At 60.1% G+C, this 26539-nt stretch carries 24 protein-coding genes and 1 pseudogene; 21 read left to right on the top strand and 4 right to left on the bottom strand.

What is annotated here, in order from left to right; all coding sequences use genetic code 11:
* Positions 1–19 precede the first annotated feature (19 nt).
* On the top strand, positions 20–2308 hold the full coding sequence (gene metE, locus ACUTSC_RS24020; RefSeq protein WP_072271075.1) for a 5-methyltetrahydropteroyltriglutamate--homocysteine S-methyltransferase: 2289 nt from the start codon (positions 20–22) through the stop codon (positions 2306–2308).
* An 84-nt stretch (positions 2309–2392) separates the two neighbouring features.
* Here the strand turns inward: metE and ACUTSC_RS24015 are convergent, their stop codons facing one another.
* Positions 2393–3220 carry a dienelactone hydrolase family protein gene (locus ACUTSC_RS24015; RefSeq protein ID WP_197768250.1) on the bottom strand — a complete coding sequence of 276 codons (828 nt, stop codon included), beginning with the start codon at positions 3218–3220 and terminating at the stop codon, positions 2393–2395.
* Positions 3221–3706: 486 nt separating this feature from the next.
* Between ACUTSC_RS24015 and udp the strand changes: the two genes are divergently transcribed.
* From udp to hemB, 12 genes are all read left to right on the top strand, one after another.
* A complete protein-coding gene (udp, locus tag ACUTSC_RS24010; protein WP_004934432.1) occupies positions 3707–4468 on the top strand; it encodes a uridine phosphorylase in 762 nt (253 codons plus the stop codon).
* Between the two features lie 130 nt (positions 4469–4598).
* Positions 4599–5381 carry a tyrosine-protein phosphatase gene (locus tag ACUTSC_RS24005; protein ID WP_197768249.1) on the top strand — a complete coding sequence of 261 codons (783 nt, stop codon included), beginning with the start codon at positions 4599–4601 and terminating at the stop codon, positions 5379–5381.
* A 79-nt stretch (positions 5382–5460) separates the two neighbouring features.
* Positions 5461–5991 carry a DedA family protein gene (locus tag ACUTSC_RS24000; RefSeq protein WP_019455291.1) on the top strand — a complete coding sequence of 177 codons (531 nt, stop codon included), beginning with the start codon at positions 5461–5463 and terminating at the stop codon, positions 5989–5991.
* A gap of 140 nt (positions 5992–6131) precedes the next feature.
* Positions 6132–7679, top strand: a complete 1548-nt coding sequence (gene rmuC, locus ACUTSC_RS23995; RefSeq protein ID WP_060424144.1) for a DNA recombination protein RmuC — start codon at positions 6132–6134, stop codon at positions 7677–7679.
* Between the two features lie 78 nt (positions 7680–7757).
* Positions 7758–8513: a bifunctional demethylmenaquinone methyltransferase/2-methoxy-6-polyprenyl-1,4-benzoquinol methylase UbiE gene (gene ubiE / locus ACUTSC_RS23990; RefSeq protein WP_025304918.1), complete on the top strand. Its 756-nt coding sequence runs from the start codon at positions 7758–7760 to the stop codon at positions 8511–8513.
* A 13-nt stretch (positions 8514–8526) separates the two neighbouring features.
* Positions 8527–9135: a ubiquinone biosynthesis protein UbiJ gene (gene ubiJ, locus ACUTSC_RS23985; RefSeq protein ID WP_197768248.1), complete on the top strand. Its 609-nt coding sequence runs from the start codon at positions 8527–8529 to the stop codon at positions 9133–9135.
* On the top strand, positions 9132–10763 hold the full coding sequence (ubiB, locus tag ACUTSC_RS23980) for a ubiquinone biosynthesis regulatory protein kinase UbiB (RefSeq protein WP_197768247.1): 1632 nt from the start codon (positions 9132–9134) through the stop codon (positions 10761–10763). The genes ubiJ and ubiB overlap by 4 nt, the downstream gene beginning before the upstream one ends.
* Positions 10764–10843: 80 nt before the next feature.
* Positions 10844–11107, top strand: a complete 264-nt coding sequence (gene tatA, locus ACUTSC_RS23975) for a Sec-independent protein translocase subunit TatA (RefSeq protein ID WP_004934452.1) — start codon at positions 10844–10846, stop codon at positions 11105–11107.
* Between the two features lie 3 nt (positions 11108–11110).
* Positions 11111–11680 carry a Sec-independent protein translocase protein TatB gene (gene tatB / locus ACUTSC_RS23970; protein WP_197768246.1) on the top strand — a complete coding sequence of 190 codons (570 nt, stop codon included), beginning with the start codon at positions 11111–11113 and terminating at the stop codon, positions 11678–11680.
* A 3-nt stretch (positions 11681–11683) separates the two neighbouring features.
* Positions 11684–12454, top strand: a complete 771-nt coding sequence (tatC, locus tag ACUTSC_RS23965; RefSeq protein WP_197768245.1) for a Sec-independent protein translocase subunit TatC — start codon at positions 11684–11686, stop codon at positions 12452–12454.
* A 53-nt stretch (positions 12455–12507) separates the two neighbouring features.
* Positions 12508–13290 carry a 3'-5' ssDNA/RNA exonuclease TatD gene (tatD, locus tag ACUTSC_RS23960; protein ID WP_197768244.1) on the top strand — a complete coding sequence of 261 codons (783 nt, stop codon included), beginning with the start codon at positions 12508–12510 and terminating at the stop codon, positions 13288–13290.
* Between the two features lie 14 nt (positions 13291–13304).
* A complete protein-coding gene (gene hemB / locus ACUTSC_RS23955) occupies positions 13305–14327 on the top strand; it encodes a porphobilinogen synthase (RefSeq protein ID WP_033636707.1) in 1023 nt (340 codons plus the stop codon).
* A gap of 45 nt (positions 14328–14372) precedes the next feature.
* Here hemB and rfaH read toward each other — a convergent pair whose 3' ends face one another.
* Positions 14373–14861: a transcription/translation regulatory transformer protein RfaH gene (rfaH, locus tag ACUTSC_RS23950; RefSeq protein WP_033644965.1), complete on the bottom strand. Its 489-nt coding sequence runs from the start codon at positions 14859–14861 to the stop codon at positions 14373–14375.
* Positions 14862–15107: 246 nt separating this feature from the next.
* On the opposite strand from rfaH, the gene pepE reads away from it, so the two are divergent.
* The 3 genes from pepE to fre all read left to right on the top strand — a co-directional run bounded on the left by pepE (position 15108) and on the right by fre (position 18168).
* Positions 15108–15833, top strand: a complete 726-nt coding sequence (pepE, locus tag ACUTSC_RS23945; RefSeq protein ID WP_004934469.1) for a dipeptidase PepE — start codon at positions 15108–15110, stop codon at positions 15831–15833.
* 62 nt (positions 15834–15895) lie between these two features.
* Complete coding sequence (gene ubiD, locus ACUTSC_RS23940) at positions 15896–17416, top strand: 4-hydroxy-3-polyprenylbenzoate decarboxylase (protein ID WP_048326642.1); 1521 nt, start codon at positions 15896–15898, stop codon at positions 17414–17416.
* Between the two features lie 50 nt (positions 17417–17466).
* A complete protein-coding gene (gene fre / locus ACUTSC_RS23935; protein ID WP_107227480.1) occupies positions 17467–18168 on the top strand; it encodes an NAD(P)H-flavin reductase in 702 nt (233 codons plus the stop codon).
* Between the two features lie 172 nt (positions 18169–18340).
* Here fre and fadA read toward each other — a convergent pair whose 3' ends face one another.
* Both fadA and fadB read right to left on the bottom strand, forming a co-directional pair.
* Entirely contained in the window at positions 18341–19504 is a 1164-nt protein-coding gene (gene fadA / locus ACUTSC_RS23930) for an acetyl-CoA C-acyltransferase FadA (RefSeq protein ID WP_197768243.1), read from the bottom strand.
* A 10-nt stretch (positions 19505–19514) separates the two neighbouring features.
* On the bottom strand, positions 19515–21704 hold the full coding sequence (gene fadB, locus ACUTSC_RS23925; protein ID WP_197768242.1) for a fatty acid oxidation complex subunit alpha FadB: 2190 nt from the start codon (positions 21702–21704) through the stop codon (positions 19515–19517).
* A 233-nt stretch (positions 21705–21937) separates the two neighbouring features.
* Between fadB and ACUTSC_RS23920 the strand changes: the two are divergent.
* The 5 genes and pseudogenes from ACUTSC_RS23920 to hemG all read left to right on the top strand — a co-directional run.
* Positions 21938–22150, top strand: a pseudogene (locus ACUTSC_RS23920) (MFS transporter); the annotation flags it as partial.
* Between the two features lie 166 nt (positions 22151–22316).
* Positions 22317–23648 carry a Xaa-Pro dipeptidase gene (pepQ, locus tag ACUTSC_RS23915; protein ID WP_197768241.1) on the top strand — a complete coding sequence of 444 codons (1332 nt, stop codon included), beginning with the start codon at positions 22317–22319 and terminating at the stop codon, positions 23646–23648.
* Positions 23648–24262, top strand: coding sequence for an IMPACT family protein (locus ACUTSC_RS23910; RefSeq protein WP_004934489.1), 615 nt, complete (start codon positions 23648–23650; stop codon positions 24260–24262). Before pepQ ends, ACUTSC_RS23910 begins: the two co-directional genes overlap by 1 nt.
* Before the next feature lie 35 nt (positions 24263–24297).
* A complete protein-coding gene (trkH, locus tag ACUTSC_RS23905) occupies positions 24298–25749 on the top strand; it encodes a Trk system potassium transporter TrkH (RefSeq protein WP_004934492.1) in 1452 nt (483 codons plus the stop codon).
* A gap of 21 nt (positions 25750–25770) precedes the next feature.
* The gene (hemG, locus tag ACUTSC_RS23900; protein WP_025304933.1) at positions 25771–26304 is read left to right on the top strand and encodes a menaquinone-dependent protoporphyrinogen IX dehydrogenase; all 534 of its coding nucleotides are present in this window, start codon (positions 25771–25773) and stop codon (positions 26302–26304) included.
* The last annotated feature ends 235 nt before the right edge of the window (positions 26305–26539 follow it).

The following is a 26539-nucleotide window of genomic DNA, read 5'->3' as shown; positions in this document are numbered from 1 at the left end:
TAAACATCTGGACGGCTAAATGGGGAATATGACGATGGCAATTTTGAATCACACACTGGGTTTTCCTCGCGTTGGGCTACGACGTGAGCTGAAAAAAGCTCAGGAAAGCTACTGGGCCGGCAATTCAACGCAGGAAGAACTGTTGGCGGTTGGCCGCGAGCTGCGCGCTCGTCATTGGCAGCAGCAACAGCAGGCCGGGGTGGATTTGGTGCCGGTCGGCGATTTCGCCTGGTACGATCATGTGTTGACCACCAGCCTGCTGCTGGGCAACGTGCCGGCGCGCCATCAGAATGCGGATGGCTCGATCGATCTGGACACGCTGTTTCGCATCGGCCGTGGCCGCGCACCGACCGGCGAGCCGGCGGCCGCGGCGGAAATGACCAAATGGTTTAACACCAACTACCACTACATGGTGCCTGAATTCCAGCAAGGCCAGCAGTTCAAGCTGGGCTGGACTCAGCTGCTGGACGAAGTGGACGAAGCGCTGGCGCTCGGCCATCGCATCAAGCCGGTGCTGCTGGGCCCGGTGACCTATCTGTGGCTGGGGAAGGTGAAGGGCGAGCCGTTCGACCGCCTGTCGCTGCTGAAAGACATCCTGCCGGTTTACCAACAGGTGCTGGCCGAGCTGGCGAAACGCGGCGTCGAGTGGGTGCAAATTGATGAGCCTGCGCTGGTGCTGGAGCTGCCGCAAGCCTGGCTGGATGCGTTCAAACCGGCTTACGACGCGCTGCAGGGGCAGGTGAAGCTGCTGCTGACCACGTATTTCGACAGCGTCGGCCACAACCTCGATACCGTCCGCACGCTGCCGGTGCAGGGGCTGCACGTCGATCTGGTCGCCGGCCATGACGATATTGCCGCGCTGAGCGCCGCATTGCCGAACGACTGGCTGCTGTCGCTGGGGGTCATCAACGGCCGCAACGTCTGGCGCGCCGATCTGAGCCGCTGGTTCGAACGTCTTCAGCCGCTGGTGGGCACCCGCCCACTGTGGATCGGCAGCTCCTGTTCACTGCTGCACAGCCCGATCGACCTGAGCGTGGAAAGCCGTCTGGACGAAGAAGTGAAAAGCTGGTTCGCCTTCGCGCTGCAAAAATGCGCCGAGCTGGCGCTGTTGAGCTCGGCGCTGAACGCGCCTGACGCGGCCAAGCAGGCTGAACTGGATGCCTACAGCGCACCGATCCGCGCCCGCCGTCAGTCGAGCCGCGTGCACAACCCACAGGTTGAGCGTCGCCTGGCCGCGATCACCGCGCAGGACAGCGAACGCCACAGCGCTTACGCCGAGCGCGCCAGGGCGCAGCGCGAGCGTTTCAACCTGCCGGCCTGGCCGACCACCACCATCGGTTCGTTCCCGCAGACCACCGAGATCCGCGGCCTGCGTCTGGACTTCAAACAGGGTCGTTTGGACGGCAACAACTACCGCACCAGCATCGGTGAGCACATCAAACAGGCGATCGTCGAGCAGGAGCGCCTCGGGCTGGACGTGCTGGTGCACGGTGAAGCCGAGCGTAACGACATGGTGGAGTATTTCGGCGAGAACCTGGACGGCTTCGTGTTTACCCAAAACGGCTGGGTGCAGAGCTACGGCTCCCGCTGCGTGAAGCCGCCGGTCATCATCGGCGACGTCAGCCGCCCGGAAGCCATCACCGTCGAATGGGCCAAATTCGCCCAGTCGCTGACCGACAAGCCGGTGAAAGGCATGTTGACCGGGCCGGTGACCATCCTGTGCTGGTCGTTCCCGCGTGAAGACGTGACTCGTGAAGTGATTGCCAAGCAGATTGCGCTGGCGCTGCGCGACGAGGTAGAAGATCTGGAAAAAGCCGGTATCGGCATCATCCAGATCGACGAACCCGCGCTGCGTGAGGGGCTGCCGCTGCGCCAATCCGACTGGGCCGCGTACCTGAACTGGGCGGTGGACGCCTTCAAACTGAACGCCGCCGTGGCGCGGGATGACACCCAGATCCACACCCACATGTGTTACTGCGAGTTCAACGACATCATGGACTCCATCGCCGCGCTGGACGCCGACGTGATCACCATCGAGACCTCGCGTTCCGATATGGATCTGCTGGAAGCCTTCAAAGAGTTCGAATACCCGAACGAAATCGGGCCGGGCGTCTACGATATCCACTCGCCGAACGTGCCGAGCGTGGAATGGATTGAAGCGCTGCTGCGTAAAGCGGCGCAGAACATCCCGGCGGAACGCCTGTGGGTTAACCCGGATTGCGGCCTGAAAACCCGCGGCTGGCCGGAAACCAGGCAGTCGCTGGCCAACATGGTATTGGCGGCACAGCGCCTGCGCGAGCACGCGTGATGCCGTGCGGCGGGTAAACCGCCGCTTATGGATTTACTGGTGTGATGATTGGGCGCTTCGGCGCCCTTTTTTATGCGCGGGAAATTATTTGACGCCGTGCTGGGCGAACCACGCCAGCATGCGCTGCCAGCCGTCTTGCGCCGCTTCGGCGTTGTAGCTGGGACGATAATCGGCGTTGAACGCATGCCCGACCTCGGGATACACCACGATTTCGGCCTCGGCGTTGGCGGCGCGGATCGCCTGACGCATGGTTTCCACCGTCTCCAGCGGGATGCCGCTGTCCTGGCCGCCATACAGCCCCAGCACCGGCGCCGACAGGTGGGTGGCGACGTCGACCGGCTGCTTCGGTGAATTCAGCGTTTTCTCGCCGACCAGTTTGCCGTACCAGGCGACCGCCGCCTTCAACTGCGGGTTATGCGCCGCGTACAGCCAGGTGATGCGGCCACCCCAGCAAAAACCGGTGATCGCCAGCTTGCCGGCGTCGCCGCCGTGGCGGATAGCCCAGTGTGCGGCGTGATCCAGATCCGACAGCACCTGACGATCCGGCACCTTGGTGACCAACTGCTGGAACAGCTCGCCGATATCGGTGTAGTCGTTGGCGTCGCCCTGGCGGAAATAGAGCTCGGGCGCGATCGCCAGATAGCCCTGCTTGGCCAGGCGGCGGCACAGATCCTGAATATGTTCATGGACGCCGAAGATTTCCTGCACCACCAGCACGATGGGGAAAGGGCCGCTCTGGTCGGCGGGTTTGGCGACGTAGGCCGGCAGCGCGTCGCCCTGAGAAGGAATGGTCGTTTGCCCGGCGTGAATGCCCTGTTCGTCGGTGATAATCGCGGAGGCGGCCAACGGCGCGGCGGCCGGGGCGAATCCCCCCTGAGGCTGTTCTAATGTCATCACATGTTCGGTTTTCATTGCGGTCTCCGTGCAATAGAAAAAAGCGCTGAGATTAACTATAGGAAAGATTACCCATTATTGGCGCTGCGTGGCGCACTTTCGGACAAGTTGATAAAAAACGGCTAATTATCTGGCTTTGCGGCATTTTTAAGCGCTTTTTATCATGTTATTACGCGTTTTGCCCCGCGTAAGTGCCATAAGGTGCGTTAGAGGGCTTTTTTGTCCCTAAGCAACCGATAAGATGAGGGTATTTCGAATTGATCAGCTAAATAGTTTCAGCCGGCAACCAACGGGCAGAGGGCGGCAAGATTTGTCGGCTAGACTGAGGTATAGCGGTGCGCTCTGGGGGCGTTACAGTGATTTTTGTGATAAAAATCACAAAAAATATGTAGCATGTAATTTGTTTCTCTTTTCATAGTGACTATCGTCACGAAATTAAGCGGCGATTTTCAGTAGAGTGCTTTTTTGTTCCTCCCAATAAACATGATCCATGAGGAGTCTCGTATGTCTCAGTCTGACGTTTTTCATCTCGGCCTCACCAAGAACGATTTACAAGGGGCCCAGCTTGCCATCGTGCCGGGCGATCCGCAGCGCGTAGAGAAGATTGCCAAGCTGATGGAAAATCCGGTGCATCTGGCCTCCCATCGTGAATTCACTACCTGGCGCGCGGAGCTGGACGGCAAGGCGGTGATCGTCTGCTCTACCGGTATCGGCGGCCCGTCTACCTCTATCGCGGTGGAAGAGCTGGCGCAGCTGGGCATTCGCACCTTCCTGCGCATCGGCACCACCGGCGCCATTCAGGCGAACATCAACGTCGGTGACGTGCTGGTCACCACGGCGGCGGTACGCCTCGACGGCGCCAGCCTGCACTTTGCGCCGATGGAGTTCCCGGCGGTCGCGGACTTCGCCTGCACCACCGCGCTGGTGGAAGCGGCCAAGGCCAGCGGCGCTACCACGCACATCGGCGTGACCGCCTCCTCCGATACCTTCTATCCGGGCCAGGAGCGTTACGACACTTACTCCGGCCGCGTGGTCAGCCGCTTCAAAGGCTCGATGGAAGAGTGGCAGGCGATGGGCGTGATGAACTATGAAATGGAATCCGCCACGCTGTTGACCATGTGTGCCAGCCAGGGCCTGCGTGCCGGCATGGTGGCCGGGGTGATCGTCAACCGCACCCAGCAAGAGATCCCGAACGCCGAGACCATGAAAAACACCGAAAGCAAAGCGGTGCAGATCGTGGTGGACGCCGCCCGCCGCCTGCTGTAATCGCCTTTCCCCCAGCGGGCCGCCGACGCGGCCCGTTTTTCCATTCGCGGCGAATCTGTTACGGTGATACTCCTCAGCGCTGCGCCGATGGCTGCCGCGCGTTGTCATAACAAAAACAACGAGGACGTTTATGACCGCCCAGATCCTGCTTCATCCTTCGCTCGCGCCGCTCGACGGCGGCATCAATTTCCGCGACTTCGGCGGCAACGGCGTGGCCGACGGGCGCCGCATCAAGCGCGGCCTGCTGTTCCGCTCCGGTTCCCTCGAGCGGCTGACGGAAAACGACTGCACCTTTCTCGCCGGCGTGCCGGTGCGTTCGGTGCTGGACTACCGCGATGCCGATGAGGTGCAGGCCAAGCCGGATATTCTGTGGAGTGGCGCCGACTATCACCACGTGCCGGCCAACCCGCTGAGCAGCGAAGTCAACGCCAACCTGGAGAAGCTCACCAACGAGACGCTGGCCGCCTTCGACGCCCGGGCGTTCATGCTGGAGCTGTATCGCCGCCTGCCGTTCGGCAATGCGGCCTATCAGCGGCTGGCGCAGCTGTTGAGCAATCCTGGCGGCGGCGCCATCGTACAGCACTGCGCGGTCGGCAAGGATCGCACCGGGGTCGGTTCGGCACTGGTGCTGTTCGCGCTGGGGGCCGACGAAGCGACGGTGCTGGAAGACTATCTGCTAACCGAAACCACGCTGGCCACTTTCCGCGAGCAGATGCTGGATCAGCTGTCTATCAAGCTGAATGCGGCGGCGCTGGAGCAATTCGCCTACGTGCTCAGCGCGCGCGAGGAGTTCCTGATGACGGCGTTGGGCTGCATCCGTCAGCAATACGGTTCCACCGACCGCTGGCTGGAAGCGGAATACGGCCTGGGCGCGGCCCAGCGCGAAGCGGTGCAGGCGTTCTACCTCGAGTAAATCGCCGCGCGTTTAGCCGGGGTTTAACTCGCCCCGGCCTATCCTAGGCGGCGAATTATCGCGTATCAGGAGCCCCGCATTGAGTCTCAATGACGTTATCAACTGGGTCAGCGACGTCGTGCGTCAGCACGAAGGCTGGGCCATTCCCATCATCTTTTTCCTGGCGTTCGGCGAGTCGCTGGCGTTTTTGTCGCTGCTGCTGCCGGCCACGGTGATCCTGCTGGCGCTGGGCGCGCTGATCGGCGAAAGCGGCATCGCCTTTTGGCCGATTTGGGCCGCTGCCGCCGTCGGGGCGTTTTTCGGCGACTGGCTCTCTTACTGGATCGGCTATCACTATCAGGACCGGGTGGCGCATATGTGGCCGCTGTCGCGCAATCCACAACTGCTGGCGCGCGGCCACGCGTTCTTTGAACGCTGGGGCGTGCTGGGCATCTTCATCGGCCGCTTCTTCGGCCCGCTGCGTGCCGTGGTGCCGCTGGTGGGCGGCATTTGCGGGATGCCACAGCGTTATTTCCAGTTGGCCAACGTCACGTCGGCGATGATCTGGGCGTTCGGCATTCTGGCGCCGGGGGCATTCGGCATCAAGTGGCTCAGCCAGTGGCTGGGCTGATTTCTCGCTAAATTGCGCAGCGCCGCGCAATATTGTGCGCGGCGGGCAAAATCAGGCTGGACATCCATACAGCCTCCCCTTAACGTGACGGGCAATGGGCGTGCGAAACGCCGGAACGGCAAGGTGCAACAGGAGGCAGAGTGGATACCAGTCTGATTTATGGGATTGGCGGCGTAACGATCGGCATGCTGTTGGGGTGGTTGATCGCCAGTCTGCGGGTGCAACAGACGAATGCGCAGCATGAAACCGAGCTGCGGTTGCTGGAGCAAGCGTTGCAGCAGGCGCAGCAGGAAACGGCGGCGCGGCAGGAGGCTCTGCAGCGCCACGAGCAGCAGCTGCGGCAGAGCGAGCTGGAGCTGCGTAACCTGCACAGCCAGCTGGCGGCCGGGCATGAAAAGCTGCAACAGCTCAACCATTGGCGCAACGAATGCGAACTGCTCAACCAGGAGCTGCGCGCCCAGCGCGAGGTTAACAGCGCGCAGGAGGCTGAGCTGCGCGAAGTCACCATCCGTTTGGAAGAGACGCGCATGGCGGCGGAGGAGAAGCAGCGCCTGCTGATCAACAGCGAACAACGCCTCACCACCCAGTTTGAAAACCTCGCCAACCGCATTTTTGAACACAGCGGCCGCAAGGTGGACGAGCAAAATAAGCAAAGCTTGGATCGGTTGCTGCTGCCGCTGCGTGAACAGCTGGACGGTTTCCGCCGTCAGGTGCAGGACAGCTTTGGTCAGGAGGCGCGGGAACGCCACACGCTGACGCACGAGATACGTAATCTGCAGCAGTTGAACGCACAGATGGCGCGCGAGGCCATTAACCTCACCAAGGCGCTGAAAGGCGACAACAAAACGCAGGGCAACTGGGGCGAAGTGGTGCTGAGCCGGGTGCTGGAGGCCTCCGGCCTGCGCGAAGGGCACGAGTATGAAACGCAGGTCAACGTGCGGGTGGATCACCAGAGCCGCATGCAGCCCGATGTCATCGTGCGCCTGCCGCAGGGCAAGGATGTGGTGATCGACGCCAAGATGTCGCTGATCGCCTACGAGCGCTATTTCAACGGTGAAGACGAGGTGGAGCGCGAGGCGGCGCTGAGCGAACATATCGCCTCGCTGCGCGGCCACATTCGCATGTTGGGCCGCAAGGACTATCAGCAGCTGCCGGGGCTGCGCTCGCTGGATTATGTGCTGATGTTCATTCCGGTCGAGCCTGCCTTCCTGCTGGCTATCGATCGCGAGCCGGAGCTGATCAGCGAAGCGCTTAAGCACAACATCATGCTGGTCAGCCCGACCACGTTGCTGGTGGCACTGCGTACCATCACCAACCTGTGGCGTTATGAGCATCAGAGCCAAAATGCCCAGCGCATCGCCGATCGCGCGGCGAAACTGTATGACAAGATGCGGCTGTTCGTGGACGATATGTCCGCGCTGGGGCAGAGCCTGGACAAGGCGCAGGGCAGTTATCGTCAGGCGATGAACAAACTGAGCGAAGGCCGTGGTAACCTTATCGGCCAAATTGAAGGTTTCCGCGCGTTGGGGGTTGAGGTTAAACGGCCGATCAACCCGCTGCTGGCGCAGCAAGCCGGCGCGCAACACGATGAAGCGGAAGAGGCGAACGACGATGATGTCGCCGCGCTGCCGCAGACGAAAGACGATGACGATACCGCCGGGGAACCAGGTTTCGTTTCGCACGGCTGAGGCCGTGGCGAGGTGGGGTATTCCCCTGGCTTCTGGTACACTCATCCACACAAAATTGACTGAATAGCAGGCAGGACAATGGCAGATCAACCGCAGGAAACCACCGATTTCGGTTTTCGCACCGTCGCTAGAGACGAAAAACAGGCCATGGTGGCGGACGTTTTTCATTCGGTAGCGGCAAAGTATGACGTGATGAACGACCTGATGTCGTTCGGCATCCACCGTATCTGGAAGCGTTTCACCATTGACTGCAGCGGCGTGCGCCGCGGGCAGCGCGTGCTGGATCTGGCCGGCGGTACCGGCGACCTGGCGGCCAAGTTCTCCCGCATGGTCGGCGAGCAGGGGCAGGTGGTGCTGGCGGACATCAACGATTCGATGCTGAAGATGGGACGCGAGAAGCTGCGCGATCGCGGCATCGTCGGCAACATCAATTACGTGCAGGCCAACGCCGAAGCGCTGCCGTTCCCGGATAATTACTTCGATTGCATCACCATCTCCTTTGGCCTGCGCAACGTCACCGACAAAGACAAAGCGCTGCGCTCGATGTTCCGCGTGCTGAAGCCGGGCGGCCGCCTGCTGGTGCTGGAGTTTTCCAAGCCGCTGCTGGCGCCGCTGAGCAAAGCTTACGACGCTTATTCCTTCCACGTGCTGCCGAAGATCGGCGAGCTGGTAGTGAAAGATCCGGACAGCTACCGCTACCTGGCGGAATCGATCCGCATGCACCCCGATCAGGAAACCCTGAAGGGCATGATGGGCAACGCCGGTTTTGAAAACGTCACCTATTTCAACCTGACCGGTGGGATTGTCGCCCTGCATCGCGGCTTCAAGTTCTGAGAGGGAGATGCCGATGCTGTTTACCCCTCTGCTGACCGGTGCGCTGGAAACCTCGCTGAATAACCTGCTGTTTCGCGATCGCAGCATGAAAGCCGCTCGCCAACGCCTGGCGGGCAAGGTGCTGCGTATCGAACTGGAAGAGCTGGCTTCACCGCTGGTGCTGGTGTTCAGCGAACTGCGCGTGGACGTGCTGGGGCAGTCTGAAGACAGCGCCGATTGCACCGTGCGCAGCCGCATTCCCGCCTTACTGAAGCTGCGCGATCGCCAGCAGTTGCCGGTGCTGATGCGCAGCGGTGAATTGACGGTGGAAGGCGATATTCAGGTGGTGCAACAGCTGGTTGGCCTGCTCGATCTGGCGGAGTGGGATCCGGCGGAATGGCTGGCGCCTTACATCGGCGATATCGCCGCCCAGGGCATTACGCAGGCGCTGGGAAAAGGCGCCTCGCTGCTGAAAGCCGGCTTTATGCGCCGGCAGCAGGACATGGCTGAGGCGTTGACGGAAGAGTGGCGCCTGGCGCCGGGGCCATTGGAAGTGGTGTGGTTCAACGAGGAAGTTGATGCACTCGCCCGCAGCGCGGAAGCGCTGTCTGCCCGCATGGACACGTTGGAGGGTAAGCGATGACCCCAGGCGAACTGCGACGTTTGTATTTTATCGTCCGCGTTTTTCTCAGCTACGGATTGGACGAGCTGATCCCGACTATGCGTTTGACGCTGCCGCTGCGCTTCGGCCGCCGGCTGTTGTTCTGGATGCCGAATCGGCACAAGGACAAGCCGCTGGGTGAACGCCTGCGGTTGGCGCTGCAGGAGCTGGGGCCGGTATGGATCAAGTTCGGCCAGATGATGTCGACCCGCCGCGATCTGTTTCCGCCGCAGATTGCCGATCAGCTGACGCTGTTGCAGGACCGGGTCGCGCCTTTCGACGGCGCGCTGGCGCGTAAACATATCGAACTGGCGATGGGCGGCCCGCTGGAAACCTGGTTCGACGATTTCGATCAGCAGCCGCTGGCCTCTGCCTCGATCGCGCAGGTGCATACCGCGCGGCTGAAAACTACCGGTCAGGAAGTAGTGCTGAAGGTGATCCGGCCGGATATCGGGCCGATTATCAAGGCCGACGTGCGCCTGATGTACCGATTGGCAGGTTGGGTGCCGAAGCTGTTGCCGGACGGCCGCCGTCTGCGCCCGCGCGAAGTGGTGCGCGAGTACGAGAAAACCTTGCTGGACGAATTGAACCTGTTGCGCGAAGCGGCCAACGCCATTCAGCTGCGTCGCAATTTCGACGGCAGCCCGATGCTGTACGTACCGGAAGTTTATTCCGACTACTGCCGTGAAAGCGTATTGGTGATGGAGCGCATCTACGGCATTCCTGTCTCGGATATCACCACGCTGGAGCAGCAGGGCACCAACATGAAACTGTTGGCGGAACGCGGCGTCCAGGTGTTCTTTACCCAGGTATTCCGCGACAGCTTCTTCCATGCGGACATGCATCCCGGTAATATTTTCGTCAGCTACGAACATCCGGAAGATCCTTGCTACATAGGCATCGACTGCGGCATCGTCGGCTCGCTGAACAAGGATGATAAACGCTACCTGGCGGAAAACTTCATCGCCTTCTTCAACCGCGATTACCGCAAGGTGGCGGAACTGCACGTCGACTCCGGTTGGGTGCCGCGCGACACCAACGTGGAAGACTTCGAATTCGCCATCCGCACCGTGTGCGAGCCGATTTTCGAGAAACCGCTGGCGGAGATTTCCTTCGGCAACGTGCTGCTGAACCTATTCAACACTGCGCGCCGCTTCAATATGGAAGTGCAGCCGCAGCTGGTGTTATTGCAGAAGACCTTGCTGTATGTTGAAGGGCTGGGGCGTCAGCTCTACCCGCAGCTGGATCTGTGGACCACCGCCAAGCCGTTCCTCGAGAGCTGGCTGCGCGATCAGGTCGGCATCCCTGCCGTGGTGCGCGCGCTCAAAGAAAAAGCGCCGTTCTGGGCGGAGAAGCTGCCCGAACTGCCCGAGCTGTTTTACGACAGCCTGCAGCAGCATAAACTGTTGCAACAAAGCGTTGATAAGCTGACCAACCAAATGCAGGCTCAGCGGGTTCGTCAGGGGCAGTCACGTTATTTGTTCGGCGTTGGCGCTACACTCTTGGTAAGCGGCACGCTGTTGCTGCTGGGGCAAATCGAGGTGTTTCCCGCCTGGATGATGGCCGCCGGCATCGTATGCTGGGTGATTGGCTGGAAGCGAACCACCTGATTTAATTCGTCACTCTGGTAAAGTCGGCCCTATAATGCGGGCTGGCTTTAAAAGACCCTTTGAAATTAGAGGTAATTAAAATGGGCGGTATTAGTATTACGCAATTGTTGATCATCGCAGTGATCGTGGTGCTGCTGTTCGGTACCAAAAAACTGCGCACGCTGGGCTCCGATCTCGGCGCCTCGATCAAGGGCTTCAAGAAGGCGATCGGCGACGATACGCCGTCGACCCCCAACACGGCTGAGAAAAGCAGCCTGGATGACGCTGACTTCTCGGCCAAGCCTATTACCGATAAGCAGCCGGAAGTAAAACCGGAAGAGTCGAAGAACAAAGAGCAGGTATAAACCGTGTTTGACATTGGGTTTAGTGAGCTGCTGCTGGTGCTGGTGATCGGCCTGGTTGTTCTGGGGCCGGAACGGTTGCCGGTCGCGGTCAGAACGGTGTCGGGTTGGATCCGTGCGCTGCGCTCGCTGGCGGCCTCGGTGCAGCACGAACTGTCTCAGGAGCTGAAGCTGCAGGAGCTGCAGGACAGCCTGAAAAAAGCCGAACAGGCCGGCCTGCAGAACCTGACGCCGGAGTTGAAGGCGTCGATGGATGAGCTGAAAGACGCGGCGGACTCATTGAAACGCACCTACCGGGGCGAGAAAGAAGAGCTGGCGAACACCATTCATAACCCGCAGATCACCGATCCGGAAGCCTTGCACGACGGCGTGACGCCGGCGGAAGCGGCAACCAGCGCCAGCGCGCCCGCCGCCGTGCCAAAACCGGCAGCGGAGCCGGAGGTCGTTGCGGCTGCGTCCCCGACTGCGCCTGTGGCGGCGCAACCGGCTAAAGCACCGATGGAAACTGCGCCGGCACCTGTCGAACCTGTTGCGGATAAAACCCCAGCGTCTCACCAATCTAGTGGCGATCGTTAATACATGGCTGTTGAAGATACCCAACCCCTTATCAGTCATCTGATAGAGCTGCGCAAGCGGCTGTTGAACTCGATTATTTGCGTGCTGGCGGTGTTCGTGGTGCTGGTGTTTTTCGCCAACGACATCTACCAGCTGGTCTCTGCGCCGCTGCTCAAGCAGCTGCCGGCCGGGGCGAGCATGATCGCCACCGACGTGGCGTCACCGTTCTTTACGCCGATCAAGCTGACCATGATCGTCTCGGTGTTCGTCTCAGCGCCGATGATTCTGTATCAGGTGTGGGCATTCATCGCGCCGGCGCTGTACAAGCATGAACGCCGCCTGATGATGCCGCTGCTGGTGTCCAGCAGCCTGCTGTTCTACCTCGGCATGGCTTTCGCCTACTTCATCGTGTTCCCGCTGGCCTTCGGCTTCTTTGCCAAGACCGCGCCGATGGGGGTGACCATTGCGACCGACATTAAAAACTACCTCGATTTCGTCATGGCGCTGTTTATGGCGTTCGGCGTTGCCTTCGAAGTGCCGGTCGCCATCATTCTGCTGTGCTGGAGTGGCGTCACCTCGCCGGAAGATCTGAAGAAGAAACGGCCGTATGTGTTGGTTGGCGCGTTTGTGGTCGGCATGCTGTTGACGCCGCCGGACGTGTTCTCGCAAACCCTGTTGGCAATACCGATGTATCTGCTGTTTGAAGTGGGGGTGTTCTTCGCTCGCTTCTATACCGGAAAACGTCGTCCACAAACGGAAGAAGAAGACGAGGGTGACGAACCTCCAACACCTTGATCCACATTGATTGCGAAGCCGCCCATTGGGCGGCTTTTGCTTTGGAAAAAACCATGTTTGATATCGGCGTTAATCTCACCAGCAGCCAATTCGCCAAAGACCGCCAGGCGGTGGTGGAACGCGCCCGCGCCGCGGGCGTGACAGGGATGTTGATTACCGGCACCGATCTGGCGGAGAGCCGCGAGGCCGCTGAACTGGCGCAGCAACATGCGGGCTACTGTTGGTCAACCGCTGGCGTGCATCCGCACTACGCCAGCGGTTGGGATGAACACACCGCCGAGCTGATTTATGCGTTGGCCGCGCGTTCTGAAGTGGCGGCGATCGGCGAATGCGGCCTGGATTTCAACCGCAATTTCTCGACACCCGCGCAGCAGGAAGCGGCGTTCACCGCGCAGCTGGCGCTGGCGGCGGAGTTGGCGCTGCCGGTGTTTCTCCACTGCCGCGACGCACACGCACGTTTTGCCGAGCTACTGACGCCGTGGTTGGATAAACTGCCCGCGGCCGTGGTGCACTGTTTCACCGGCACCGCCGAAGAATTAACAAGCTGCCTGTCGCTGGGCCTGTCGATCGGGATTACCGGTTGGGTCTGCGACGAGCGGCGTGGCCTGGAATTGCGCGCCCTGTTGCCGCAGATCCCGGCCGAGCGTCTGCTGCTGGAAACGGACGCCCCTTATCTGTTGCCCCGGGATTTACAACCTAAACCCGCATCTCGCCGCAACGAACCTCGTTTCCTGCCCCATATCGTGCATCAGGTCGCCGTCTGGCGACAGGAAGAGCCGCAATGGCTGGGGCAAAAAACTGATGAGAACGCCCGCCGGCTATTCCGGCTGGTTTGAGCTAGGAGAAAACTATGAGCTATGCATTTCCGGGCACCTTCCCTGGTCGCCGTATGCGCCGCGTGCGCCGTCATGACTTCAGCCGCCGCCTGGTGGCCGAGAACCAACTGACGGTCAACGACCTGATTTATCCGGTGTTCGTCATGGAAGGCAGCAACCGCCAGGAAGAAGTGGCCTCGATGCCGGGCGTATCGCGCATGACGATCGATCTGCTTGTCAAGGAAGCGGAAACCATCGCCAAACTCGGCGTGCCGGTGATCTCCCTGTTCCCAGTGATCGAACCGGGTCTGAAATCGCTGCACGCGGAAGAAGCCTATAACCCGGAAGGGCTGGTGCAGCGCACGGTGCGTGCGCTGAAAGACGCGGTGCCTGAGCTGGGCATTCTGACCGACGTTGCGCTCGATCCTTACACCACGCATGGGCAGGACGGGGTCATTGATGAGCAGGGCTATGTGATTAACGACGTGACCAAAGACATCCTGGTGCGTCAGGCGCTGTCCCATGCCGAAGCGGGTGCGGAAATCGTGGCGCCGAGCGACATGATGGACGGCCGCATCGGGGCGATCCGCGATCGTCTGGAATTGCAGGGCCTGGTGAATACCCAGATTATGGCCTACTCCGCCAAGTATGCTTCGTGCTACTACGGCCCGTTCCGCGATGCACTGGGCTCCAGCGGCAACCTGAAGGGCGGCAACAAGAAGACTTATCAGATGGATCCGGCCAACAGCGACGAAGCGCTGCAGGAGATTGCACAGGATCTGCAGGAAGGTGCGGACATGGTAATGGTGAAACCGGGCATGCCGTACCTCGACGTTGTGCGCCGCGTGAAGGATACCTTCGGCGTGCCAACCTTCGCTTATCAGGTGTCCGGCGAGTACGCCATGCATATGGCGGCGATTCAGAACGGCTGGCTGCAGGAGCAACCTGCGGTGATGGAGTCGTTAATGTGCTTCAAACGCGCCGGCGCCGACGGTGTGCTGACCTACTTCGCCAAGCGTGTCGCCCAGTGGCTGCACGACGACGCGATGCGTCGTTAAGCGCCAAATGAGCCAACAAAAAGGCGCCTGAGGGCGCCTTTTGCATTACATCTTCTGGAACTGTCGGTTGTCGATGCTTTGACTGACCTGTTTGTTGATCAGGTTGAGCAACAGCATCGAGCGGGCCTCGCCGTCCGGCTCGGTGTAGATCGCCTGCAGCCCTTCGAACACGCCGTCGACGATCAGGACGGTATCCCCCGGCTGCGGGGTTTCCGGATCGACGTAGGTTTCGCTGGTGTGCGTGCGCAGCTCATCGATCACCTTGCTCGGGATGACGCTCGGCAGCGCGCCGAAACGCACGAAGTGGCTGACGCCGCGGGTGGCGCTGATGGTGGTGGTGTGAATGCGCTCCGGGTCGAACTCCACAAACAGATAGTTGGGAAACAGGGGTTCGCTGACCGCGATGCGTTTGCCGCGCACGATCTTTTCCAGCGTGATGATCGGGCTGAGGCAGTTTACCTGCTGCCGTTCCAGATGTTCCTGCGCCCGCAACAGCTGACCACGTTTGCAATAAAGTAGATACCAGGATTCCATAATTTCACATGCCTTTCTGCCAGCCGGTAAGCATATCAAAAGCTATTCCGGATACATAGTGATGCAAGTTTCAGCGTGTAACATCACCTATCTCTATGAATATGCGGCTATTAGCGAGGGGTCACACACTTATCGATGCGGCGCTGGTATAACAGAGGGCTAAAAATTTGTTACCGTCACAGTATGACAAGGCGTTGCGCCACCGGCTGTGACGCTATTCATCGTTTTTGATCGAGGGGAAGAGAAATGGAGCTGTTTCTGTTGAGCAACGGCAAGCTGTCTGGCGAAGCCGAGCTGCTGGGGTACGCCAAAAGCCAACTGCTGGCGATGATTGCGCGTCGCGGCATCAAATCCGCCGTCTTTATCCCTTATGCGTTGATCCGTTACGACTACGACCAGCGTGCGCAGGAGCTGGCGCAAACGCTGGGCATCGAAGTCACCAGTATCCACCACGCCGCTTCGCCGGCGGCGGCGATCGCGCAGGCGGAGTGCATTTTGGTCAGCGGCGGCAATACCTGGTTGCTGAACCAAATGCTGCACGAGCAAGGCCTGATTGTGCCCATCCAGCGCGCGGTGCGCGAGCGTGAAGTGCCTTACGTCGGCTGGAGCGCCGGTTGCAACGTGGCCACGCCGAGCATTCGCACCACCAATGATATGCCGGTGCGCTGCAGCGTAGTGCTGCCGGCGCTGGGGCTGTTCCCGGTGCAGATCAACCCGCATTACATCGACGCGCATATCAGCGGCCACATGGGCGAAACCCGTGACGAGCGCCTGGCGGAGTTTTGCGCGATCAACCCGAGCGAATCGGTGGTGGCGCTGCGTGAAGGCAGCTTGCTGCACGTTGAAGGCAATGCGCTGCGTTACTTCAGCGCTAACGGGCAAGGCTTCAAGGTGTTCCGCCACGGCGAGGAGACGCGCGAATATCAGGATACGCGTGCGCTGGCCGCGCTGGTGCCGTTCAACTGCGGCTGAGGGCCACCCGGCAGCGGGCGGCGTTAACAAAATTGCAGCAACAACCGTGAAGAGGGCTTATAATGCCCTCCCCACTGGCCGTTATAATGATCAGCATGAAATACCGTGACTTACGCGATTTCCTCTCGTTGCTGGAGAAGAGAGGGGAACTAAAACGCATCAGCCAGCCGATCGATCCTTACCTGGAAATGACGGAGATTGCCGATCGCACCCTGCGGGCAGGCGGCCCGGCATTGCTGTTTGAAAACCCGAAAGGGTACGACATGCCGGTGCTGTGCAACCTGTTCGGCACTGCCAATCGCGTGGCGATGGGCATGGGGCAGGAAGACATCAGCGCGCTGCGCGAAGTCGGCAAACTGCTGGCGTTCCTCAAAGAACCGGAGCCGCCGAAAGGCTTCCGCGATCTGTTCGACAAAATGCCGAAGTTCAAGCAGGTGCTGAACATGCCGACCAAGGTGCTGGGTTCCGCGCCTTGTCAGGAGCAGGTATGGCAGGGTGATGATGTCGATCTGGGCCGTATTCCGGTGATGCACTGCTGGCCGGAAGACGCCGCGCCGCTGATCACTTGGGGGCTGACGGTGACTCGCGGCCCGCATAAGGAGCGGCAAAATCTCGGCATCTATCGCCAGCAGGTGCTGGGCAAGAATAAAGTGATCATGCGCTGGCTGTCGCATCGCGGCGGCGCGCTGGATTATCAGGAATGGTGCCAGGCGCACCCCGGCGAGCGTTTCCCGGTCGCGGTTGCGCTGGGTGCCGATCCCGCCACCATCCTCGGTGCGGTCACGCCGGTGCCGGATACCCTGTCTGAATACGCTTTTGCCGGGCTGCTGCGCGGCAATAAAACCGAAGTGGTCAAGTGCCTTTCCAACGATCTGGAAGTGCCGGCCAGCGCCGAAATCGTGCTGGAAGGCTATATCGAGCCGGGTGAAATGGCGCCGGAAGGCCCCTACGGCGACCACACCGGTTACTACAATGAAATCGACCAGTTCCCGGTGTTCACCGTCACCCACATCACCCAGCGCCGCAACGCGATCTACCACTCGACCTACACCGGCCGCCCGCCGGATGAGCCGGCGATCCTGGGCGTGGCGCTGAACGAAGTGTTCGTGCCGATCCTGCAAAAACAGTTCCCGGAAATCGTCGATTTCTATCTGCCGCCGGAAGGGTGCTCGTACCGTCTGGCGGTCGTGACCATGAAGAAACAGTACGCCGGCCACGCTAAACGCGTGATGATGGGCGTCTGGTCGTTCCTGCGGCAGTTTATGTACACCAAATTTGTTATCGTCTGCGATGACGATGTCAATGCGCGCGACTGGAACGACGTGATTTGGGCGATCACCACACGAATGGATCCGGCAAGGGATACTGTTCTGGTGGAGAATACGCCGATCGACTATCTGGACTTCGCCTCGCCGGTTTCCGGCCTGGGTTCGAAGATGGGGCTGGACGCCACCAATAAATGGCCGGGTGAAACCGATCGCGAATGGGGCCGTCCGATTCAGATGGATGAAAAGGTACGTGCGCGCGTCGACGAAATCTGGGATGAGCTCGCAATCTTCAGTGACAGGGAGCCGACGCTGTAGCGTCAGGCCCTGTTCTCATCTTTGCATTGATGACCCGACAGAGGGAACGCATGACAATATTGAGCTGTAAAGTGACCTCGGTAGAGGCCATTACCGATACGGTTTATCGGGTACGTCTGGTGCCCGAGCAGCCGTTTTCTTTCAAGGCAGGGCAATATCTGATGGTGGTGATGGACGAGCGTGACAAACGCCCGTTCTCGCTGGCATCTACCCCAACGCAGCAAGATTACATCGAGCTGCACATCGGCGCTTCGGAGCTGAATCTGTACGCCATGGCGGTGATGGATCGCATCCTGAAAGAGCAGGCGATCACCGTCGATATGCCGCACGGCGACGCCTGGCTGCGGGAAGAAGGCAGCCGTCCGCTGGTGCTGATCGCCGGCGGCACCGGCTTCTCCTACGCGCGTTCAATCTTGTTGACCGCGTTGGAGCAGCAGCCGGATCGCGACATTTCGATCTACTGGGGCGGGCGTGAGCTGAAGCACCTGTACGATCTGAGCGAGCTGGAAGCGCTGTCATTGCAGCACCCGAATCTGAAGGTGATCCCGGTGGTCGAGCAGCCGGAAGCCGAATGGCGCGGCCGCAGCGGCACCGTGCTCAGCGCGGTGCTGCAGGATTTCGGCACGCTGGCGGAGCACGATATCTATATCGCCGGGCGTTTCGAGATGGCGAAAATCGCCCGTGAGCGTTTCTGCGCCGAGCGCGGCGCGCTGGAAGCGCATATGTTCGGCGACGCGTTTTCGTTTATCTGACCGATGCGGTGCGCAGTGAACGGGGTGGCCGAGGGTCGCCCCGTTTTTATTTGGGCGCCGGCAAACTTCAGGCATAAAAAACCCGCCCCTGACAGGCGGGAAGAACGGCAACTAAACTTGGCGGGATGCCGCGATTTGAAGTTGTGACGCGGTCATCCCAAGATAGACACAGCTAAACGCGTTCAAAGACGGTGGCGATGCCCTGGCCCAGGCCGATGCACATGGTCGCCAGGCCGAACTGTGCGTCGCGACGTTCCATGTTGTTCAACAGGGTGGTCGAGATGCGGGAGCCTGAACACCCCAGCGGGTGGCCGAGCGCGATGGCGCCGCCGTTCAGGTTGATCTTGTCGTCGATGCTGTCCATCAGCCCCAGATCCTTGATGCACGGCAGCGACTGGGCGGCGAACGCCTCGTTCAGCTCGAACAGATCGATGTCCTGCACGCTCAGACCGGCGCGTTTCAGCGCCAGCTTGCTGGCCGGCACCGGGCCGTAACCCATGATGGAAGGATCGCAGCCGACGACCGCCATCGAGCGGATGCGGGCGCGGGTCTTCAAACCGAGCGCTTTGGCGCGCGATTCGCTCATCAGCAGCATGGCGGAAGCGCCGTCCGACAGGGCGGAAGAACTACCGGCGGTGACGGTGCCGTTGACCGGATCGAACGCCGGACGCAGGGCCGACAGGCTTTCGACGGTGGTTTCCGGGCGAATGACTTCATCGAAATCGTAACGGGTCAGCACGCCATCGGCGTCGTGGCCGTTGGTCGGTATGATCTCGTTTTTAAAGTAACCGGCCAGCGTCGCCGCATGCGCGCGCTGGTGGGAGCGGGCGGCAAACTCATCCTGCATCTGGCGGCTGATGTTGTGCATCTTGGCCAGCATTTCGGCGGTCAGCCCCATCATCCCGGCGGCTTTGGCCACGCTGCGGCTCAGCCCCGGATGGAAATCCACGCCGTGGTTCATCGGCACATGGCCCATGTGTTCCACGCCGCCGATCAGGCTGACGTGCGCGTCGCCAACCATGATGGCGCGCGCCGCGTCGTGCAGCGCCTGCATCGAAGAGCCGCACAGGCGGTTGACGGTCACCGCCGGCACGCGGTGTGGGATCTCGGCCAGCAGCGCGGCGTTGCGGGCGATGTTGAAGCCTTGTTCCAGCGTCTGCTGCACGCAGCCCCAATAAATGTCATCGATCTCGGCGGCGTCCAGCGCCGGGTTGCGGCTCAGCACTTCACGCATCAGGTGAGCGGAGAGATCTTCGGCGCGCACCTGGCGGAAGGCGCCGCCCTTGGAGCGGCCCATCGGCGTGCGTACGGCATCAACAATAACTACGTTTTCCATCTTTATGACCTCATGCCGGTTGGCGGGTAGCGACGTCGGACAGCGGTGTCGCCACCGGGTAGTAGCTTTCATTGCGTTCGGCCTTGGCGCGCAGACCGGCCGGCACCTGGTACAGGGCGCCGAGGTGTGCGTAACGCTGGGCCAGCTCAACGTAGTTGGCGGTGCCGAGCGTATCCAGGTAGCGGAACGCGCCGCCGTGGAACGGAGGGAAGCCGATGCCGTAGACCAGCGCCATATCGGCTTCCGCCGGGCTGGCGACGATCTTCTCTTCCAGGCAGCGAACCACTTCGTTGATCATCGGGATCATCATGCGCGCGATGATTTCTTCGTCGCTGATGGTCTGGCGCGGCTGGCTCACTGCGGCCAGCAGCGCATCGGCCTGCTCGTCGTTGTCCTTGCGCGGTTTGCCTTTGCTGTCTTGGCTGTAGCGATAGAAGCCCAGCTGATTTTTCTGACCGAAGCGCTGGTTGTCGAACATCACGTCAATGGCGTCGCGATAATCTTTGCTCATGCGATCCGGGAAGCCGGCGGCCATTACCGCCTGCGCGTGGTGCGCAGTGTCGATGCCCACGACGTCGAGCAGGTAGGCCGGGCCCATCGGCCAGCCGAACTGTTTTTCCATCACTTTATCAATCTGACGGAAGTCGGCGCCGTCGCGCAGCAGCAGGCTGAAGCCGGCGAAATACGGGAACAGCACGCGGTTGACGAAGAAGCCCGGGCAGTCGTTCACCACGATTGGCGTTTTGCCCATGCGGCTGGCGTAGGCCACCACTTTGGCGATGGTGTCATCGCTGGTCTGTTCGCCGCGGATGATTTCAACCAGCGGCATGCGGTGTACCGGGTTAAAGAAGTGCATGCCGCAGAAGTTTTGCGGGCGCTTCAGCGATTTTGCCAGGTGATTAATCGGAATGGTCGAGGTGTTCGACGCCAGAACGGTGTCCTCATCGATCAGGTTTTCCACTTCCGATAGCACGGCGGCTTTGACCTTTGGATTCTCGACGACCGCTTCAACGATCACCTGCGCGCGCTCGATGCCGGCGTAGTCCAGCGTCGGCTGAATGGTCGAGATCACCTGCGCCATTTTCAAGCCATCCAGCTTGCCGCGCTCCAGTTGCTTATTGAGCAGCTTGGCCGCTTCGTTCATGCCCAGCGTCAGCGACTTGTCGCTGATGTCTTTCATGATCACCGGCACGCCTTTCAGCGCCGATTGGTAAGCGATGCCGCCGCCCATGATGCCGGCGCCCAGTACCGCCGCCTGTTTCGGCGCATCCACATTCTTGGCCAGCTTTTTCGCCTGGCCCTTCACGAACTGATCGTTAAGGAAGATGCCGACCAGCGCGCGCGCTTCGTTGGAACGCGCCAACGGCACGAAGCTGGCGGTTTCCAGTTTCAGCGCTTCATCGCGGCCCAGTTTGGCGGCGGCTTCAATGGTTTTCACTGCGGTCATCGGCGCCGGGTAATGTTTCCCGGCGGTCTGCAGCACCATGCCTTTGGCGGTGGTGAAGCTCATCGCTGCTTCAATCGGGCTGAGCTTCAGCGGCTCCAGCTTAGGTTGACGCGCGGCGCGCCAGTCCAGCTTGCCGTCGATCGCCTGTTGCAGCATTTTCAGCGCCGCTTCGACCAGTTTTTCCGGTGCCACCACCGCATCCACCAGGCCGACTTTCAACGCGTCTTTGGCGCTGACGTCTTTGCCGGCGGCGATGATTTCCAGCGCGCTGTCGTTACCCAGCAGGCGCGGCAGGCGGACGGAACCGCCGAAGCCCGGCATGATGCCCAATTTGGTTTCCGGCAGGCCGATGCGCGCATCCGGTGAGGCGACGCGGAAATCGGTCGCCAGAATGCATTCGCAACCGCCGCCGAGCGCATAGCCGTTAATGGCCGAAATGGTCGGCACCGGCAAATCTTCCAGCCGGTTAAAGACATTGTTGGCGAACACCAGCCACTCTTGCAGCTTTTCAGCCGGTGCAGCGAACAGAGAAAGGAATTCGGTGATATCGGCGCCGACGATAAACGCGGCTTTGGAGGAGCGCAGCAACAGCCCCTTCAGCTCAGGCTGGTTTTCCAGCACGGTGAGCGCTTCGCCCAGGCTGGCGACGGTACGGGTGTCCAGCTTGTTGACCGAGCCCGGTGCGTTGAACACCAGCTCGGCGATGCCGTTATCGAGCCAGTGCAGTTGTAATGTTTCGCCTTGGTAGAGCATGTCTATCTCCTGAATCAGCGTATGATCTGGTATGACCAGATGATGAGGAGTGTGGTTTTTATGTTAAAAATATGCAAATGAGAGATTGCATATTTGCTGGTCTGATCACATCTCACCAAGTTAGTGTTTTGATTTAAAAAGAAGTTATATTTTATGTGCTATCGGCATTTGCTGGCGGTTGTCGGCCCTCATACACTTGCCTGCAGCGATTTATCATTCAGGCGAGGTGAGGCATGAACAAGGCGGCCTGTGTCAAACGCAGCGGCTTATGGAGTATTCCCGCCAGAACCATGACGCTGACGTGTCTGTTGGTGTTTATGGCGCAGATGGCGACGACCGTGTATTTGCCTTCGCTGCCGACGGTGATGCGGGAGTTGGCGATGAGCCGGCGCGCCACCGAGCTGTCCATTTCGATCTTCGTCATCGGCGCTGCCTTGCCGGTGCTGGCGATAGCGTTGTTCGGTCTGGCCGGCTGGCTAATGGTTAAACTGCGGATGTAACGGCATTTGCAGGGAATTGCGAGCTGCTCCGCATGCCCAACGTGATGAGGTTGGTGCGTCGGAGCGCTGTGTTAAGATGGCTTCTTTCGTGCTAAGGCATAAGGGTACTGTGATGGAAACGCTGGCTTCTTTGTATAACGACCACCTGGCAGAGCTGCAAAAACGCGCGCGCGAAGTGCTGGAGCGCAACAAGTTGGATGCGCTGTTGATTCACTCCGGGGAACTGCAAAAGGTATTTTTGGACGACCATAGCTATCCGTTCAAAGTGAACGCGCATTTCAAAGCCTGGGTGCCGGTGACGTCGGTGCCGAACTGCTGGTTGTGGATCGACGGTGTCAACAAGCCGAAGCTGTGGTTCTACTCCCCGGTCGACTACTGGCACAGCGTAGAGCCGTTGCCGGAGAGTTTCTGGACCAAATCCCTTGAATTGATGCCGCTGGCCAACGCCCACGCTATCGCCCAGCAGCTTCCGCCGCAGCGCGAGCGCGTGGGCTATATCGGTTATGCGCAACAGCGCGCCCGCGATCTCGGCATCCCTTCTGAGAACATCAACCCGAAAGCGGTGTTGAACTACCTGGATTTCCACCGTTCGATCAAAACCGGCTATGAGCTGGCCTGCATGCGCGAAGCGCAGAAGACGGCGGTAACCGGTCATCGTGCGGCGCATGAGGCCTTCCTCTCCGGCATGAGCGAGTTCGACATCAACCTGGCCTACCTGACGGCGACCGGCCACCGCGATACCGACGTGCCTTACGACAACATTGTGGCGCTGAACGAACACGCTTCGGTACTGCACTACACCAAGCTGGATCATCAGCCGCCGGCCGAATCCCTGAGTTTCCTGATCGACGCCGGCGCGGAATATAACGGCTACGCCGCCGATCTGACCCGCACCTACGCGGCGCAAAGCGGCAGCGAGTTTGCCCACCTGGTGAAAGATCTCAACGGTGAGCAGCTGGCGTTGATCGATACCATCAAAACCGGCGTGCGTTATACCGACTACCATGTGCAGATGCACCAGCGCATCGCCAAGCTGCTCAAGAATCACAAGTTGGTGAACGGCCTCAGCGAAGAGGCGATGGTTGAAACGGGTATCACCACGCCGTTCCTGCCGCACGGGCTGGGCCACCCGCTGGGCCTGCAGGTGCACGACGCCGCCGGCTTTATGCAGGACGAGCAAGGCACCCACCTGGCGGCGCCGTCCAAGTATCCGTTCCTGCGTTGCACCCGCGTGTTGCAGCCGGGCATGGTGTTGACCATCGAGCCGGGTCTGTACTTCATTGACTCTCTGTTGGCGCCGTGGCGCAGCGGTGAGTTCAAGCAGCACTTCGCCTGGGATCGCATCGATGCGCTGAAGCCGTACGGCGGCATCCGCATCGAAGACAACATCGTGATCCACGAAAAGCGCATCGAGAACATGACGCGCGATCTGAACCTGGCCTGATGCGGCCGTACCCGATACCGGCGGAAGCAACCTGCTTTACCGAAGAAATAAAGAAGAGCCGTTTTATCACCCTGCTGGCGCCGACCAGCGGGGTAGAAGCGGCAAAGGCGTTTATTCAGCAGGTGCGGGACGAGCACCCGGCGGCGAGGCACCATTGTTGGGCTTTCGTCGCCGGCAGCCCCGATGACTCGCAGCAGCTGGGGTTCTCCGACGACGGAGAACCGTCGGGCACCGCCGGCAAACCGATCCTCGCGCAGCTGATGGGCAGCGGTATCGGCGAAGTGACCGCCGTGGTCGTTCGTTACTATGGCGGCGTCAAGCTGGGCACCGGCGGGCTGGTGAAAGCCTATGGCAACGGTGTTCAACAGGCGTTGAAGCAGTTGGCGTTGGCACAAAAGGTGCCGGAAGCCGAATATATCTTGCAGTGCGACTATGCGCAGTTGGCGCTGGTGGAGAACTTGCTGCAGCAAACCGCAGGTCGGATCCTGCAGGGTGAATACGGTGCCGCCGTCGTGCTGCATCTGGCGTTGCCGGCCACCGAGGTCGAGCTGTTTGGAAATAAATTGCGTGATCTCAGTCGCGGTAATTTGCAATTAACCCCCATTTCGCAATAATTCCTCCCAATTGAATTGCTAAGGATCGTGCTGAAATGCATTTTCGCGCCATAACCCGTATCGTTGGTCTGCTGGTCATCCTGTTCTCCGGGACGATGTTTATTCCCGGTCTGGTGGCATTGATTTACCGCGATGGGGCGGGGCGCGCGTTCAGCCAAACCTTCTTCGTGGCGCTGACCATCGGTCTGATGCTGTGGTGGCCGAACCGCAAACAGAAACACGAGCTGAAGCCCCGTGAAGGCTTCCTTATCGTCGTGTTGTTCTGGACCGTGCTGGGCAGTGTAGGGGCATTGCCGTTCCTGTTTTCGGAGCGGCCCAACTTGTCGCTGACCGACGCCTTCTTTGAATCCTTCTCGGGATTGACGACCACCGGTGCGACGACGCTGGTGGGGTTAGACTCGCTGCCGAAGGCCATTCTGTTCTATCGCCAAATGCTGCAATGGATGGGGGGCATGGGGATCATCGTGCTGGCGGTGGCGATACTGCCGATACTCGGCGTCGGCGGCATGCAGCTGTATCGGGCAGAAATGCCCGGGCCGCTGAAAGATAACAAGATGCGCCCACGCATCGCCGAAACCGCCAAAACCCTGTGGCTAATCTATGTGTTGCTGACCGTCGCTTGTGCGCTGGCGCTCTGGGGGGCTGGGATGTCGGTGTTCGACGCCATCGGCCACAGTTTCTCGACCATCGCCATCGGCGGGTTTTCTACCCACGACGCCAGTATCGGTTATTACGCCAGTCCGACCATTAACACCATCATCGCCGTGTTCCTGCTGATTTCCGGCTGTAACTACGGCCTGCACTTCGCTTTGCTAAGCGGCCGCAGTCTGAAGGTGTACGGGCGCGATCCTGAATTCCGCATGTTTATCTTCGTTCAACTGACGCTGGTGGTGGTGTGCACGCTGGTGCTCTGGGGACATGGCGTCTATAAGAGCGGTATGGAAACGCTCAATCAGGCATTTTTCCAGGTGGTATCGATGGCGACCACGGCAGGTTTTACGACCGACAGCATCGCCAAGTGGCCGCTGTTCTTACCGATGTTGCTGCTGTGTTCGGCGTTCATCGGCGGCTGCGCCGGCTCGACCGGCGGCGGCCTGAAAGTGATCCGTATCTTGCTACTGTACCTGCAGGGCTCGCGCGAGTTGAAAAGGCTGGTGCACCCCAACGCGGTCTATACCATCAAATTGGGCAACCGTGCGCTGCCGGAACGCATTCTGGAGGCGGTGTGGGGATTCTTCTCCGCCTATGCGCTGGTGTTTATCGTCAGCATGCTGGCGATCATTGCCACCGGCGTTGACGACTTTTCCGCGTTCGCCGCAGTGACGGCAACGCTCAATAACCTCGGCCCCGGCCTGGGCGTAGTGGCGGATAACTTCACCACGATGCCGGCGGCGGCCAAGTGGATCCTGGTGGTGACGATGCTGTTCGGGCGCCTGGAAGTGTTCACATTGCTGGTGCTGTTCACGCCAACCTTCTGGCGTGAGTGAGTCTGATATAAGGAGTACGCCATGAAGGCATTGATACTTTATTCGAGCCGTGACGGGCAAACACGCGCTATCGCTTCTTATATAGCAAGCAAGCTGCAGGACACGCTGCGTTGTGAGGTGATCGATCTGCTGCAGGCGGAACAGGTCGATCTTAGCCAGTATCAGCAGGTGATGATCGGCGCGTCTATCCGTTACGGGCACTTTAACCCGGCGCTGGATAAATTCGTCAAGCGTCATGCCGAGCAACTGAATCGAATGCCGAGCGCGTTCTTTGCCGTGAACCTGACCGCGCGTAAACCGGAAAAGCGCTCACCGCAAACCAACGCTTATACTCGCAAGTTCCTGCTGGCCTCGCCGTGGCAGCCAAAACAGTGCGCGGTGTTTGCCGGCGCATTGCGTTATCCGCGCTATCGCTGGTTCGACCGCATCATGATTCAATTTATTATGCGTATGACGGGCGGTGAAACGGATACCAGTAAGGAAGTGGAGTACACCGATTGGCAGCAGGTCGACCGTTTCGCCCAGGAATTTAGCCAGATCCAGTACGAAAAGTGACAAAAATGCGGGTTTGGCCAGCGTTTTGCTGAAAAAATCCGCGCTTGAAAAGTTTTTTGCATTTAGGGGTTGCGGCCCGCCGAGAACTCCCTATAATGCGCCTCCACTGACCGGGAACAACGACTGACAAGCCGCCGGGTCAGCGAGAGGAAAGCGAAATAAACGCTTGACTCTCAGGGCGAAAAGCGTAATATACGCAGCCCGCGCCGATGAGTTTCTCGGCACTGCTCTTTAA

This window comes from Serratia sp. TSA_105.2 (genome assembly GCF_052692115.1).
Note: the sequence above shows the minus strand (reverse complement) of the source record. Positions and strands in the feature narration are given on the sequence as shown.